The sequence below is a fragment of the Streptomyces caniscabiei genome (assembly GCF_014930365.1).
GTDB lineage: Bacteria > Actinomycetota > Actinomycetes > Streptomycetales > Streptomycetaceae > Streptomyces > Streptomyces caniscabiei.
Map to the genome: position 1 here is coordinate 106,045 of NZ_JABXWI010000004.1, position 15,100 is coordinate 121,144.

General features: G+C 72.3%; 12 protein-coding genes. 7 read left to right on the top strand and 5 right to left on the bottom strand.

Annotated features, from left to right (window positions below):
- The first annotated feature begins 82 nt into the window (after positions 1-82).
- The 3 genes from icmF to HW837_RS12215 all read left to right on the top strand — a co-directional run bounded on the left by icmF (position 83) and on the right by HW837_RS12215 (position 4,606).
- Positions 83-3,313, top strand: coding sequence for a fused isobutyryl-CoA mutase/GTPase IcmF (gene icmF, locus HW837_RS12205; protein WP_045561957.1), 3,231 nt, complete (start codon positions 83-85; stop codon positions 3,311-3,313).
- 47 nt (positions 3,314-3,360) lie between these two features.
- On the top strand, positions 3,361-4,221 hold the full coding sequence (locus tag HW837_RS12210) for a 3-hydroxybutyryl-CoA dehydrogenase (protein ID WP_045561956.1): 861 nt from the start codon (positions 3,361-3,363) through the stop codon (positions 4,219-4,221).
- Positions 4,222-4,378: 157 nt separating this feature from the next.
- Positions 4,379-4,606, top strand: coding sequence for a hypothetical protein (locus HW837_RS12215; RefSeq protein WP_193379832.1), 228 nt, complete (start codon positions 4,379-4,381; stop codon positions 4,604-4,606).
- 73 nt (positions 4,607-4,679) lie between these two features.
- On the opposite strand, the gene HW837_RS12220 is transcribed toward HW837_RS12215, so the two are convergent.
- Together HW837_RS12220 and HW837_RS12225 are read right to left on the bottom strand one after the other, a co-directional pair.
- Complete coding sequence (locus tag HW837_RS12220) at positions 4,680-5,159, bottom strand: hypothetical protein (protein WP_193379768.1); 480 nt, start codon at positions 5,157-5,159, stop codon at positions 4,680-4,682.
- A gap of 198 nt (positions 5,160-5,357) precedes the next feature.
- Positions 5,358-7,118, bottom strand: a complete 1,761-nt coding sequence (locus tag HW837_RS12225; protein WP_045561953.1) for a S8 family peptidase — start codon at positions 7,116-7,118, stop codon at positions 5,358-5,360.
- A gap of 378 nt (positions 7,119-7,496) precedes the next feature.
- Here HW837_RS12225 and HW837_RS12230 point away from each other — a divergent pair, with 378 nt between their 5' ends.
- On the top strand, positions 7,497-8,270 hold the full coding sequence (locus tag HW837_RS12230; protein WP_193379767.1) for a maleylpyruvate isomerase family mycothiol-dependent enzyme: 774 nt from the start codon (positions 7,497-7,499) through the stop codon (positions 8,268-8,270).
- Positions 8,271-8,320: 50 nt separating this feature from the next.
- On the opposite strand, the gene HW837_RS12235 is transcribed toward HW837_RS12230, so the two are convergent.
- Genes HW837_RS12235 through HW837_RS12245 form a run of 3 tightly spaced genes read right to left on the bottom strand, consistent with a single transcriptional unit; the run spans position 8,321 to position 11,907 of the window.
- Positions 8,321-10,882 carry an FtsX-like permease family protein gene (locus HW837_RS12235; RefSeq protein ID WP_193379766.1) on the bottom strand — a complete coding sequence of 854 codons (2,562 nt, stop codon included), beginning with the start codon at positions 10,880-10,882 and terminating at the stop codon, positions 8,321-8,323.
- A 3-nt stretch (positions 10,883-10,885) separates the two neighbouring features.
- A complete protein-coding gene (locus HW837_RS12240) occupies positions 10,886-11,641 on the bottom strand; it encodes an ABC transporter ATP-binding protein (protein WP_193379765.1) in 756 nt (251 codons plus the stop codon).
- Positions 11,638-11,907 carry a hypothetical protein gene (locus HW837_RS12245; RefSeq protein WP_193379764.1) on the bottom strand — a complete coding sequence of 90 codons (270 nt, stop codon included), beginning with the start codon at positions 11,905-11,907 and terminating at the stop codon, positions 11,638-11,640. Before HW837_RS12245 ends, HW837_RS12240 begins: the two co-directional genes overlap by 4 nt.
- Before the next feature lie 190 nt (positions 11,908-12,097).
- Between HW837_RS12245 and HW837_RS12250 the strand changes: the two genes are divergently transcribed.
- The 3 genes from HW837_RS12250 (at position 12,098) to HW837_RS12260 (ending at position 15,077) form a co-directional block, all read left to right on the top strand.
- The gene (locus tag HW837_RS12250; RefSeq protein WP_237270150.1) at positions 12,098-13,432 is read left to right on the top strand and encodes a sensor histidine kinase; all 1,335 of its coding nucleotides are present in this window, start codon (positions 12,098-12,100) and stop codon (positions 13,430-13,432) included.
- A 64-nt stretch (positions 13,433-13,496) separates the two neighbouring features.
- Positions 13,497-14,156, top strand: coding sequence for a response regulator transcription factor (locus tag HW837_RS12255; protein WP_045561948.1), 660 nt, complete (start codon positions 13,497-13,499; stop codon positions 14,154-14,156).
- A gap of 102 nt (positions 14,157-14,258) precedes the next feature.
- Complete coding sequence (locus tag HW837_RS12260; protein ID WP_193379763.1) at positions 14,259-15,077, top strand: CPBP family intramembrane glutamic endopeptidase; 819 nt, start codon at positions 14,259-14,261, stop codon at positions 15,075-15,077.
- Positions 15,078-15,100 lie beyond the last annotated feature (23 nt).

Here is a 15,100-nt window from a genome sequence, read left to right on the forward strand (position 1 = left end):
TCATCCCCCCTTCCGGCAATTTACTAGGACGTCCTAGTATCTCTCTCGCCAGCGTTCCTCCATCCCGTCCGGGAAGGCCCTCATGAGCGACCTGCACCGACCCGTGCACCCCGTCCGCCTGGTCACCGCTTCGGCCCTGTTCGACGGACACGACGCGTCGATCAACATCATGCGGCGCATCCTCCAGTCCCAGGGCGCGGAAGTGATCCACCTCGGACACAACCGGTCGGTGCGGGAGGTCGTGGACGCGGCACTGGAGGAGGACGCGCACGGTGTGGCGGTCTCGTCCTACCAGGGCGGGCACGTGGAGTACTTCGAGTACCTGGTCGAGTCGCTGCGCCGGCACGGAGCGGAGCATGTGCGGGTGGTGGGCGGCGGGGGCGGGGTGATCGTGCCCGAGGAGATCGCCCGGCTGCGCGACAGCGGGGTCACCATCTTCTCCCCCGAGGACGGCCAGCGCATGGGCCTGGCCGGGATGGTCAACTCGGTGATCAGGGACTGCGACTTCGACCTCTGGGACAGCGGGGCGGCCGACGCGGCCGACGTCCTCGCGGGCGACCGGTTCGCGATCGCCCGCGCCCTCACCGGCGCCGAACTCGGCAAGCTGCCCCCGGATCTCATGGGGCAGCTGCGCGATGCCGCGGCGGCACGCACCGTGCCGGTGCTCGGCATCACCGGTACCGGTGGTTCGGGGAAGTCCTCGCTCACCGACGAACTGGTGCGCCGCTTCCGCCTCGACCAGCAGGACAAGCTGCGCATCGCCGTGATCGCGGTCGACCCGACCCGCCGTCGGGGCGGCGGCGCCCTGCTCGGTGACCGGATCCGCATGAACTCCCTGGACGGCAACCGGGTCTTCTTCCGGAGTCTGGCCACCCGCGGCAGCCGTGAGCTGCCCGAGCACCTCACCGACGTGATCGACGTGGTCAAGGCTGCCGGGTTCGACCTGGTGATCGTGGAGACCCCGGGCATCGGACAGGGCGACGCGGCGATCGTCCCGTTCGTCGACACCTCCCTGTATGTGATGACACCGGAGTTCGGCGCGGCATCGCAACTGGAGAAGATCGACATGCTCGACTTCGCCGACGTCGTCGCGATCAACAAGTTCGAACGGCGCGGCGCCAAGGACGCGCTGCGTGACGTGGGCCGTCAACTGGTCCGCAACCGCGAGGCGTTCGGCATGCGACCCGAGGACATGCCGGTGTACGGCACCTCCGCGGCCACCTTCAACGACGACGGTGTCACCGCGCTCCACCAGCATCTGAAGGCCGCGCTGACCGAAAAGGGGCTGCCGCTGTCCGAGGGCGCGACGGCGCCGGTCGACGTACGCCACTCCTCCGGCATCCGCCAGGTGGTCCCCGCCGGCCGGGTGCGCTACCTCGCCGAGGTCACGGACACGGTCCGCGCTTACCACGCCGAGACCGAGCGGCTCGCCGAGGCGGCCCGGCGGGCACAGCGCCTGGACCTGGTCGGCGCCGAACTGGTCGAGGCGGGCTCCGACGCCGGGAACGTACGGTCACTGCTCGACGACGCCCGCAGGCAGCTCCCGCACGAGGTCGTGGAGCGGATCACGAACTGGCCCGCCGTCGTGGCCTCGTACTCCGGTGACGAACAGGTCGTGAAGGTCCGGGACAAGGAGATCCGTACCCGGCTGACCCGCGAGTCCCTGTCGGGGAACAAGGTCCGGCGCGTCGCGCTGCCCCGGTTCACCGACCACGGGGAGCTGGTGAACTTCTGGCGCCGCGAGAACCTGCCCGGCCACTTCCCCTTCACCGCCGGGGTGTTCCCCTTCAAACGCGACGGCGAGGACCCGGCCCGGATGTTCGCCGGCGAGGGCGATCCGTTCCGCACCAACCGTCGCTTCAAGCTGCTCTCCGAAGGCCAGCCGGCCACCCGCCTGTCCACCGCGTTCGACTCGGTGACTCTCTACGGCCGCGACCCGGACGAACGCCCCGACGTCTACGGCAAGGTCGGCACCTCCGGTGTCTCCGTGGCCACGCTGGAGGACATGAAGGCGCTCTACGACGGCTTCGACCTGGTCGCGCCGACCACCTCGGTCTCCATGACGATCAACGGACCCGCGCCGACCGTCCTGGCGTTCTTCCTCAACACCGTCGTCGACCAGCGGATCGACCGCTTCCGTGCCGCCGAGGGCCGCGACCCCTCGCCCGAGGAGACGGCCGAGCTTCGTGCGCACGCGCTGGCGAACGTACGGGGCACGGTGCAGGCCGACATCCTGAAGGAGGACCAGGGCCAGAACACCTGCCTGTTCTCCACCGAGTTCTCCCTGCGGATGATGGCCGACATCCAGGAGTGGTTCATCGAGCAGAAGGTCCGCAACTTCTACTCGGTGTCCATCTCCGGCTACCACATCGCCGAAGCCGGCGCGAACCCCGTCAGCCAGCTGGCCTTCACCCTGGCCAACGGCTTCACCTACGTCGAGGCGTATCTGGCTCGGGGCATGCACATCGACGACTTCGCCCCGAACCTGTCGTTCTTCTTCTCCAACGGCATGGATCCGGAGTACACGGTGCTGGGCCGGGTGGCCCGCCGTATCTGGGCGGTGGCGATGAAGGAGAAGTACGGCGCGAACGAGCGCAGCCAGAAGCTGAAGTACCACGTCCAGACCTCGGGCCGCTCCCTGCACGCCCAGGAGATGGACTTCAACGACATCCGCACCACCTTGCAGGCGCTCATCGCCATCTACGACAACTGCAACAGCCTGCACACCAACGCCTACGACGAGGCGGTCACCACCCCCACCGAGGAATCCGTGCGCCGGGCCCTGGCCATCCAGCTGATCATCAACCGGGAGTGGGGCCTGGCCATGAACGAGAACCCCCTCCAGGGCTCGTTCGTCATCGACGAACTCACCGACCTGGTCGAGGAGGCCGTGCTCCAGGAGTTCGAGCGGATCAGCGAGCGCGGCGGTGTCCTCGGCGCCATGGAGACCGGCTACCAGCGCGGCCGCATCCAGGACGAGTCGATGCTCTACGAGCAGCGCAAGCACGACGGCACCCTGCCCCTCATCGGCGTCAACACCTTCCGCAACCCCCACGCCGACACCACCGAGCCCGGCACCATCGAACTGGCCCGCGCCACCGAGCAGGAGAAGCAGTCCCAGCTGGCCCGTGTCAGGGACCACCAGGCCCGCCACCGCGACCAGGCCCACGCGGCCCTGACCGCCCTGAAGGACGCGGCGGTCAGCGGCCGCAACGTCTTCGCGGTCCTCATGGACGCCGCCCGGGTCTGCTCCCTCCAGCAGATCACCGAGGCCTTCTTCGAGGTCGGCGGCCAGTACCGCCGCAACGTCTGAACCCGCCCCGCGAGCCCCGTGCAGTCACTCCACGAAGAGGACCTCGAATGGATCCCGTCACCCGTCTCGGCGTCGTCGGCTGCGGCCTCATGGGCTCCGGCATCGCCGAAGTCGCCGCCCGCAACGGCATCGACGTCCGTGTGGCCGAAGCCGGCCACGACGCGGTCGAGGCCGGCCGCCGCCGTATCACCGCCTCCCTCGACCGGGGCGTACGGCGCGGCAAGCTCACCGAGCAGCAACGGGACGAGGCCCTCGCCCGTCTGTCGTACACCCACGACCTCGGCGACCTGGCCGACCGTCAGTTCGTCATCGAGGCCGTCGCCGAGAGCCGCGCCGTCAAGACCGACGTCCTGCGGACCCTGGACAAGGCGCTCGAAGACCCCGCCGCGATCCTGGCCACCAACACCTCCTCGATCCCCGTCGTCGATCTGGCGGTCGCCACCGAGCGGCCCGCGCAGGTCATCGGCATGCACTTCTTCAACCCCGTGCCGGTCCAGCGCCTGGTCGAGCTGATCCCGGCGCTGACCACCGACCAGGAGACGGTGCGCCGCACCCTCGGCCTCGCCCGGCAACTGGGCAGACAGCCCATCCAGGCACCCGACCGCTCCGGGTTCGTCGTCAACGCCCTGCTCGTGCCGTATCTGCTCAGCGCGGTACGGATGGTGGAGTCGGGGGCCGCGCGCCCGGACGACATCGACCAGGGCATGGAACTCGGCTGCGCCCACCCCATGGGCCCGCTGCGCCTGCTCGACCTCATCGGCCTCGACACCGTGCAGGCGGTGGCCGAGTCGATGTACGAGGAGTTCAAGGAACCGCTGTACGCACCGCCCGCCCTGCTGCGCCGCATGGTCGCCGCGGGCCACCTCGGCCGCAAGAGCGGCCGCGGCTTCCACACGTACGACGCCTGAACCCGATCCGGCGGCACCACCTGTACGGCGCCACCGCGACGGCCATCGACGACGGCCCCGGCCACGGCTCAGCCGAGCCGTTACCCGCGGCCTCGGCGTCGGCGTACAGGTGGTGCCGCCGTTTCCGATCGAGGCCCGTCACACCGTCCCGGCCGGCATGCGCGGCAGGGCCTTGGTCGCGGCCGGCGTGTCCCACGCCGCGTCCATCGGCGTCAGCCGGGAGCCGGCACCGCCCAGGACATCGGGGTCGGCCTGCTGCGGCCTCGACGACACCAAGGGCGGTTTCCGCGTCCCCCTCGTCGGCCACTGGCTCGTCGGCCTCCCCGCCGCCGCCCTCCTCGGCCTCACCACCGGGCTCGACTGGGCGAGGGGCAGGCGGAGGTGAGCACCGCCTGCACGTCAGGCCCTTTGCTGCGGGGCCCGGCAGAGACCGAGGTGCGCAGGCCGCGACGACTGCCCTACGCACCGCCTCTCAGCTCCGGAACCGCGTCGATCACGCGGTCCACCACCTCGGGCAGCGGCTTGGACGCGTCGATGATCGTCGCGCCACGGCTTTCGTGGATCGCTCGCATCCGAGGATTCCACTTCAGGGCCGCCGCGAGCTCTTCGGGATGCTGACCGAACGGGTTCGTCGTGCGGGTCGCGAGCCGGTGGCGGAGGGTGTCCTCGTTGATCACCAGGCCCACGACGACGTCGAAGAGATCCAGGAGGTCGTCCTCGTTCTCGGCCGACCCGCACAGGAACGCGACACCGGAACGAGACTCCTCGACGAGGGCCTCGACGCGCTCGCGGACGATCACCCACCCGTATCGATCGAGCCAGCCCTCGGGAACCGGATACGGAGGCTCCCTCACGATCTCGCCCTTGACTCGGTCGATCCAGCGGCTGAAGCCGTCCTCGTCGGCGTCGAGCGCGACGTAGCCACGCTCTCGCAACACCCCGCAGACCGTGGACTTACCAGTCCCTGAATTGCCCGTCACCCAGACCACCGTCACCCCGCCAGCGTAGGGATGACCACTCCGGCCGGCGACACGATCGCCGCGATCAGGCGGTGCCGGCTTCTGATGTGGGCCCCGACCGCGGCGTACACCGTCGTCGGGGCCCATGTGCTTACGCGGGCGTTGCCGGATCCTGCGCTAGAACGTCAGGTTCCAGGCGTCGATCTTGCCCGTGTCGGAGGCGGCGTTGTCGTTGACGCGCAGCTTCCAGGTGCCGTTCGCGACCTCCGAGGAGGCGTTCACGGTGTAGGTCTGGGCGACGTTGTCGGCGCTGCCGCCGGTGCGGTTGTGCAGCGTGTAGACGGTGCCGTCCGGCGCCACCAGGTCGACCTTCAGGTCACCGATGTAGGTGTGCTTGATGTCCACACCCACCTTGAGGGTGGCCGGGGCGTTGCCCGTCACGCCGGTGACGGCGATCGGGCTCTCCACGGTCGCGTTGTCGGCGATGGTGAAGTCCGCGAGGTTCTCGAAGTACTTGCCGGGCGGCGGGGTGGCCCCGACGGCCTTGAGGGCGTCGACCTGCCCCTCGCCGAAGAACGCGTTGTTGGCCGTCGTGCCCGTGCAGCGGCTGTCCGACGGGCAGGCGATGTCATTGGCCTGGGTGGCCAGCTTGGCACGGATCTGCGCCGGGGTGATGCCCGGGTCGGCGCTGGCGATGAGCGCCGCCACGCCGGCCACGTGCGGGGAGGCCATCGAGGTGCCGCTCTTGCTGCCGTAGCCGCCGCCGGGGACGGTGGAGTACACGTTGCTGCCCGGTGCCGCGACGTCGATGACGCCCTGCCCGTAGTTGGAGAACGAGGCCTTGGTGACGCCGGTGCCGTTGGCCGCGACCGTGACCACGCCCGGCAGCTCGGTCGGGATGTCGAGGCAGGCGTTGGTGATGGTGCGGGTGACCGGCGTCGAGTCGTTCGGGCTCGCGGAGTCGGTCGTCTTGTGGGCGAGGTCGTAGTTCTCGTTGCCCGCGGCGGCGACCTGGAGGGAGCCCTTGCTCTCGGCGTACTCCTGGGCGCGCTCGACGCCCTCGATGATGGCGGCCTGGTCGATGTTGTCGGGGCAGTTGAACTGCCACGGGTCCGTGTAATAGCTGTTGTTGGTGACCTTGAAGCCGTGGTCACCGGCCCAGACGAAGCCGCAGATGGTGTTCTCGGCGAAGAAGAAGGCGTTGCCCGGCTCGGCGACCCGGACCGCGGAGATCGTCACCCCGGGGGCCACACCGACGACGCCCTTGCCGTTCTTGGCCGCGGCGACGGTGCCCGCCACGTGGGTGCCGTGCGTGTCCACGTCCCGCCAGGCACCGGCCCGGGTGTCGGGCTTGCCGTAGGCGCAGGAGACCGAGTCGGCCGCGTTGAAGTTGGGCGCCAGGTCCTGGTGCTGGTCGTCCACACCGGTGTCCAGGATGCCGACCTTGACCGAGGCGGAGCCCGGGTTCACGGCCCAGGCCTGGTCGGCCTTGATCTGGCTCATGTCGGCCCGGACCGGCTCTCCGGCCGGGGTCGAGGCCTGGGACGGACTGGGCGGGAGCGCCGGGTTGTACGCGTCGGCCGGGACGTCCGAGGTGCGCGTGGCACCGACCTGCTGCACTCCGGAGACGCCACGCATGGTGGCGGCGAATCCGCTGGACGCCGAGTGGGCGACGATCACGCCGATGGCGTCGAAGTTCGAGAAGACGGTGCCGCCGTTGGCCTCGATCGCGGAGCGGACCGCCGCGTTGTCACCGGGGGCGGTGATCACGAGGTAGGCACGCGTGCCGGCCACCCAGTCCGCACTCTGGGAAGCGGTCACCGTGGCCGACGCGTGGGCCTTGGCGGCCGGCGCGGTCGAGGGGGCGACGGGGAGCGTGCCCGCGAGTGCGCCCGGCGCGCCGAACACGAGGGCGGCGCCGAGCGTGGTCGCCAGCACCAGCGTGCGTCTGGAGCGGCTGGATATGTGGGGTATCAATGCGTCCTCCGGAGACGGCCCGGCCGAGCTGAGGGCACCGGCCGGGCCGTACGAAACGAATGGTGGATGCAAGATGTCAGGTGCATGCTCCTGCACGGAAGTACCTTTCCGTGCAGGGACGTCATGAATGCATGGCTGAAAACAGACCCTCTCCCCCTCCCGCCACGAGTCCCGGCGGAGCAGCGGGAACAGCTCATCCCCGGCAGGAACAGCTCATCCCCACCGGCGGGGCCGACTGCCTGGGCTCAGCGCGCGCAGGACAGTGCGACGTACAGGCGGGGAGCCGGACCGGCGCGGCACTACTGGACAGTAGCCCGAACGTCAGAAACGATCGTGCCCATGACACCCGAGGATGCCATCGTCGCCACTGCCGACCGGATCGCGGTGCTGCTGCAGGCGGGGGCCGATCCACGGACCCCGCTGCCCGGCGCGGAGTGGACCGTGGGGGAGGCGGCGGCCCACCTCGCGCTGGCGGGGAGGCTGATGGCGGACGTCGGGGCGGGCGAGGACCGTCCCTACGGCGACGGGACGCCGGGCGGTCTCGCGGCGGCCAACCGCGCGGCTCTGGCCGTCTTCCCGCAGCGGGATCCGGCGGTCCTCGGCGCGGAGATCGCGGACGGGGCCCGGGCCTTCGTCGCGGTCGCGGCCCGCTGCGGTCCGCGGGAGGCGGTGCTGACACCGATGGGACCGATGGACATCGCCACCCTGGGCTCCTACCTGCTCACGCACCTGCTCGGGCACGGATACGACATCGCGGTCGCCCTGCGCGGGCCGCACATGGTCGACCGGGAAGTGGTCACGTTCACGCTGCCCTTCATGCGACTGGCCATGCCGCGTGTGGTGAACGCCGGCGCGGCCGGCCATGATGCGTGCTATCTGATGCGGATCGGCCGCGACCGCTTCGCCGTCACCTTCGTCGACGGCGTGCCCACGGTCACCGACACACCACCCCGGCGCCCCGACTGCACGATAGCCATCGACCCCGTCGCCTTCCTCCTCCTCGCCCTGGGCCGTTGGACCACCCCCACCGCCATGGCCCGCGCCAAGGTCGTCGTCTGGGGCCGCAAACCGTGGCTGGGCCTGCGCTTCCCGATGCTCTTCACGGCGCCGTAGACGCCGGAGATGTCCGCCGCATGGGTCGGCCGGGCGGTGCCGGGGGGTGCTCACGTCGCTCTGATCGCGTCCGCCGGGGCCGTGCGCAGGGCCTGGCGGGTGGGGACTTCGATCGTGAGGAAGGCCGTCGTCACGATCGTCGCCGCGACGGCGGGGAGCAGCCAGGCCGGGCCCGTCGGCCAGGGGCGGTCGAGGAAGCCCTGGCCGAGGAGGGCGAGGGGGAGGGCGGAGAGGAGCAGGCCGCTGGCGAGCGCCGCCGCCGCGATCACGGCCGCCTCGCGGCGCATCATCGACCGGATCTGCCGCGGCGTCGTGCCGACCAGGCGCAGCGCGGCGATCTCCGTACGGCGCTGGGCCGTGGCCGCGACCAGCTTGTTGGCGATGCTGAGGAGGAGGTAGCCGAGGAGGACGACGATCGTCGCGAGGTTGATCCACACCTCGGGTGGGGTGGTGTCCCGCTTGCCGCCGGAGGCCGTTCCGGACGTGTTCTCCAGGGTCAGGCCCGGGCGTGACGCCGTCAGTTCGGCCAGTGCGCGTGCCGCCGTCGCCGTGCCGTCCGTGCGGACGAGGAGGCTCTGGGTGAGGCCGGAGGTGGTGTGGCCGGCCATGAGGTCCCCGGAGACGATCAGTGAGCCGAAGCCTAGGCCCCGGTCGTACACGGCCGCCACCCGCGCCCGGGTCCGCGTGCCGTCGCCGAGGACCAGGTGGATCCGCTCGCCGAGTCCGGCGTCCCGCGCACCGGCGACCTCGCGGCTCACGGCGACCGTGGCGCCGGTCAGGCCGGACAGAGCGCCCTCCCGCACCCCGGGGTCGAGGACACCGGCCGCGTCCGGCGTGGCGATCAGCGCCGGTACCGACTCCACATCGGGTTCACCGAACATCTCGTACGGCCAGACGACGGTCGTCGAGCCGACGGGTGCGGCGGACCGCACTCCGGGCAACTTCCGTACGGCGTCCCGCGTACCGGCCGGCAGGCCGCCGAGGGACGGTGCGCTGAGCCGGTACTGGGCGAGCGTGCCGGCGCGGGTGTCCTGCGCGGTCGCCGCGAGGACGGTGGTCTGCGCGAGGGTGTAGGTCAGGACGAACACGACCGCCATCGCCAGCGGGCTGACCACCGCGGCGACCCGCAGCGCGTACGCCCGTACGTTGGCGAGGGCGAGCCAGGTCGGCGCGGATGCCGTGGGCCGCAGCCGGCGTGCGGCAACCGTCCCGGCCGTGCGGACCAGGGCCGGACCGCACAGGGCCAGACCGATCGCGGCGACGATCCCGGCGATGGAGGTGGCCGACGCGCCGATCACCGTGCGGGTCAGCAGCGGTGTGACGGACAGCGCGCACGCGGCGACGATCAGCAGAACCCCGGTGAGGGTACGGCCCTTCGAGGACTTGCGCGGCTCACTGCGGGACTCGGCGACGGCCTCCGTCGCGGGCATCCGGGAGGTGCGCCAGGCCGCGCCCCGGGCGGCGATCTGCACGGTCGGTGCGAGCAGGACCAGCGCGGCGAGGGCGGGCAACGGGCTCACCGTCAGCGGGAGTTCGGGGGGCAGGACGCCTCGGTCGGCGAGCATGTCGTGGAAGCGGCCCGCGAGGAGGTAGCCGAGGGCCACTCCGGGGGCCAGGGCCACGGCGGCCACCGCGGAGGACTGCGCGGCGGCCAGCCGGCGGATCTGCCGCGGGGTCGCCCCGACCGCCCGCATCAGCGCCAGCTCGCGGCGCTGCCCGGCGATCGACACACCCAGCGCGCCGGCCGTGACGAACCCGGTGATCAGCATCACGATCCCGCCGAGCGAACCGGCGAGCAGAATCAGCAGCGAGCGGGCCGTGCCGACGCCCGGCGCGACGGTCTCGCCGATGTCCGCGCCGGTGCGGACGGTCAGCCCGGTACCGGCCACCCGGTCGCGCACGGCGTCGGCGACCCGCTCGCCGGCGCCGGGAGCGGTGCGCAGGCCGATCAGGTCGTAGCGGTGCGCGCCGTCGCGGCCCGCGAGGCGTACGGCGGTGGCGTCGGCGAAGTACACGCCCGCGCCCGGTGCGTCGACCAGCGCGGCTACGCGACAGCGCACGGCGGGGCGGCCGCCCGCCACGACCTGGACCCGGTCACCGGTGCGCAGACCGATCGCGGCGGGGACGGCGATCTCGTCCGCCCCGGCCGGGGCGCGGCCGGTGACGCGCGGACGGGCGAGCAGTCGCGTGGAGGACCAGCCGTGTCCGGCCGCCGCGGGGTCGTCGGCGGTCGGTACGACCCCTCCCCGGGCGTCGACCAGCGCGGCCGGGAAGCCGAGGTCGCCGACCACTGCCGTCACTCCGGGCAGGTCCGAGAGCCGGCCGGTCAGCGACGAGGGGACCCGGGCGCGCTCCGGGAGGGCGAGCGGCAGGTCGCCGTCCGGGTGGTACTCCTGGTCGGCCGCGACGACGATGTCCGCGCCGCCGAGCCGGCCCGGTGGCAGCTGTGAGCGCAGACCGGACTCGGCCAGCACACCGGTGCCGGTGATCAGGGCGGCCCCGCCGAGTACCGCGCACACCACGGCGAGCAGCGCGGTGATCCGGTGCGCGGCCATACGCAGGGCGATCGGGAGGAGGGGGAGGTGGGAAGGGGTGCGGAAGTGCTCGGACATGGATCAGCGGTCTCCCAACGCGACGAGCTGCTTGGCCAGTTGGGGCGCGGTGGGGTGGTCGAGGGCCTCGACGACCCGGCCGTCGGCCATCACCAGCGCCTTGTGGGCGCGGGCGGCGGCGGCCGGGTCGTGGGTCACCATCACCACCGTCTGGCCCAGTTCGTCGACCAGGGCGCGCAGCAGCTCCAGCACCTCGTGCGCGCTGCGCAGATCCAGCGCTCCGGTCGGCTCGTCGGCGAACACGACGGCCGGGCGGGCCGCCAACGCCCGTACGACAGCGGCGCGTTGCTGCTGTCCGCCGGAGAGTTCGGCGGGGCGCCGGCCGAGCCGGCCGGCCAGGCCGACGCGCTCCACCAGCGCCGCGATCCACTCTCGGTCCGGGGCCCGGCCGGCGAGCCGCAGCGGCAGCGTGATGTTGTCCTCGACGGTGAGGGACGGGATCAGGTTGTAGGCCTGGAACACGAACCCGACGCGCTCGCGCCGCAGTTCGGTACGGCGGGTCTCGTTCAGGCCGGCGATCTCGTGGCCGTCGATGCGGACGCTGCCCGAGGTCGGCGAGTCCAGCCCGGCCGCGCAGTGCATCAGGGTGCTCTTGCCGGAGCCCGAGGGGCCCATCACGGCGAGGAAGGTGCCGGGCAGGACCGTCAGTGACACCTCGTTGAGGGCCTTCACGTCGCCCGGATAGGTCTTGGTGAGGCGCTCCAGGGCGATGGCGGGGGCGGGCCCGGCGGCCCGTACGGCGGTCGTCGCGTGGTTCACCGGCGGCCGGCCTTCAGACGGCGTACGACGAGGGCGGTGGCCGCGAGTCCGGTGACCGCGCCGCAGGCGAGGTTCACGGCGACACCGACGGCGGCGTAGGAGACGACCATGTTGGCGACCGCGCTGATCACCAGGATCAGCCAGAGCAGGATGCGGGTGACCTCTGCGCGGGGCACGGCCGGGGCGGGGTCTTCGTGGTGGGCATCGCGGTGCGCGACGTGGTGGGCGTCGTGGACGCTCAGTCGGTAGGGGTCGGTGGTCGCCATCGCGGGCTCCTTCGGCGGGGACTCGGCTGATGTCTCGGCCGGCGTCCCGGCTGATGTCCGCGACGCTACGGACGGCGACCCCGCTCGGCCGATCCCACCTACCGCCGGATCGGCGGTACAGCCTGCTGTACTACAAGGCGAAGTGGGCCTGCCCGTAGGGTCGTTGGCGCGCATCAGGAGTGGAGCGAACATGACGACGACCGACCCCACCGGCACCGCGGCCCCGGCGGCCCCCACGGGCACCGCTGACGCCGACCCCACCGGCATCGCTGACGCCGGCCCCACCGCCGAGCGTCCGCGGGAGGTCGTCGTCCAGGTTCTGCGGGCCTCCGGTGCCGCGCTCGGGCAGCTCGTCGGCGGGCTGGGGACGGCGGCGATGGCGCTGGGCGTGCTGGTGCTGGCGGCCGTCGCCACGGTGACCGCGCCGGCCGGGGTGGGCCTGCTGCTGGTGCCGGCCGTCGTCCGGGCCCTGCACGCGCTGGCCGACCGGGAACGGGAGCGGCTGGCCCGCTGGGGACCCGGGATCGTCGCCCCGGACCCGCCGCCGACCGCGCCGCGGGCCGCCCTCGCCGACCCCACCACCCGGCGCGAGCTGCGCTGGGCGCTGCGCCACGGCAGCCTCGGATTCCTGCTGGGGCTGCTCGGGGTGTGGCTGCCGTCGGCCGCGTTCCGGGACACGCTCTATCCGCTGGTGTGGCCGTTCATGCCGCCGGACACCAGCAGCACGTCCTTCGGCATCGGCGTGGCGCACACCTGGACGGAGGCGCTGGCGGTGAGCCTGGTCGGCGTCGGCTGGATCGCCGTCATCCTGGGTCTGACACCTGGTATGGCCCGTCTCCAGGCCCGCCCCGGACGGACGCTGCTGAGGGCCGGCCCGGACACCGACCTTTCCCTGCGGGTGGCCGAGCTGACCGCGACCCGGGCCGCCGCGCTCGATGCCCACGCGACCGAACTGCGGCGCATCGAGAGGTCGTTGCACGACGGGACGCAGAACCGGATCGTCACGGCGACCGTCCTGCTCGGCGCCGCCCGGCGGATGGTCGCCCGGGATCCGGAACGCGCCGACGAACTCCTCGAACGGGCCCAGAGCGCGGCCGAGCAGGCGCTGGCCGAACTGCGCGCGGTGTCCCGCTCGATCCTCCCGCCGGTGCTGTCCGACCGGGGGCTGGCGGGGGCACTGTCGGGCCTCGCGGCCGAGTGCGCGGTGCCGTGCCGGACGGATGTGGAGGCGCCGGAACGGTGTGCGGCGTCCGTGGAGGCCACGGCGTACTTCGTGGTCGCGGAGGCGCTGACGAACGTCGCCAAGCACAGCGGGGCGAGCGCGGCGGCGGTCACCGTGCGGGCGCGGGGCGGACGGCTGCGTCTGCGGATCGAGGACGACGGGCGGGGCGGGGCCGACGAGGCGGGCGGCTCCGGGCTGACCGGCATCCGCCGCAGGGTGGCGGCCCATGACGGTACGCTCCGCGTGACCAGCCCGGCGGGCGGGCCGACGGTGCTCGACGTGGACCTGCCCTGCGGCACATGACGTTCCGGAAGCCGCGGGCCGGTCCACCGAACTGCCCTGTACGACAGATGAGTTGGTTGCCGACATGCGCATAGTGATGGCCGAGGACGACCCCCTGCTGCGTGAGGGGCTCGCCCTGCTGCTGGGTGCCGAGGGTCTCGACGTGGTGGCGAAGTCCGGGACGGCCGAGGAGGCGCTGGACGCCATCGAGGAGCACAAGCCCGACGTCGCGATCCTCGACGTACGGATGCCGCCCACGCACACCGACGAGGGCATCCGCGCGGCGGTGGAGGCCCGGCGCCGCCGCCCCGACCTCGCCGTGCTCGTCCTCTCCGCCTACGTCGAGCAGAGCTTCGCCACCGAACTGCTCACCGGCGGGGTGGCCGGACTCGGCTATCTGCTCAAGGAACGGGTCGGCCGGGTCGAGGAGTTCCTCGACGCGCTGCACCGGGTGGCGTCCGGCGGCACCGCCATCGACCCCGAGGTCGTCGCCCAACTGTTCACCCGCTCCCGCCAGGACAGCCGGCTGGAACGGCTCAGCCCACGCGAACGGGACGTCCTCGCCCTGATGGCCGAGGGCCTCGGCAACAGCGCGATCGCCGAGCGCCTCGTGGTCACGGACGGCGCGGTCCACAAGCACATCCGCAGCATCTTCGCCAAGCTCGACCTGTCCCCCGCCGACCAGGTGGACCGCCGGGTGGCGGCGGTCCTGCACTACCTGGAGGACGCGAGGCGACGGGGGTAGTACGGGGGACGGGGGCGGCACGGGGTGGGTACAGCCTGCTGTACCCGGGGTCGGGGTGTGCGCGGCAGTGATCGGGCAGCTCGGCGCTGGTGTGCTTGGGGCATGGCAAGGGCGGCGTCCGGGAACGGTGTCGGCCTGTGGCACTGGACCTTCCCGGGCGGCGCGCTCGGCAGTCAGCTGCTCGGCGTACTGCCCGGTGCCTACCTCGGCCCGATCGGTTCGGCGCTGCTGGTCACCGCCGTCACGGAGGGCCGCGCGGGACTGCGGGCGTGGCGGGGCCGGATGACGAAGCCGAGGGTGAGGTGGGGCTGGTTCCTGGTCGTGGCGCTCTCGGTGCCGGCCGCGCTGACGATCACCAGCGCCGCGCTGACCGGCCAGAACCCGGTGCTGCCGTCGGCCGCCGCGCTCGCCGCGTACGTCCCCGGCCTGATCCTGCAGATGGTCACCACGGGTCTGGCCGAGGAGCCGGGGTGGCGCGAGTTCGCGATGCCGCACATGCAGCGCCGCTTCGGTCCGCTGGTCGCCACCCTGGTCGTGGGTGTGTTGTGGGGCTCCTGGCACCTGCCGCTGTTCCTCACGGAGTGGGGCGGCGGCCCGGACGTCGGTCCCTCCCGCCTGCTCGCCTTCCTGGGTACGACGCTCGCGTTCAGCTTCGTGATGACCTGGGTGTTCAACCGCTCCCGCGAGAGCATGCCGCTGGTCATGCTGCTGCACACCAGCGTGAACAACTTCTTCTCCGTCGCGTGGTCGGACATGTTCCCGTCGGCGGAGATCGAGACCACGACCTACGCGTTCCTGATCGCGTCGACGCTGGCGGCGGCGGTGATCCTGCCGACGACCCGGGGACGGCTGGGGCTGACCGTCTCGAAGGCCGATGCGGTCGTCGAGGCGTCCGCTGTCGCTCCGCCCCCGTACCGGTGAGCAGGCAGACCGCCTCGACGGGT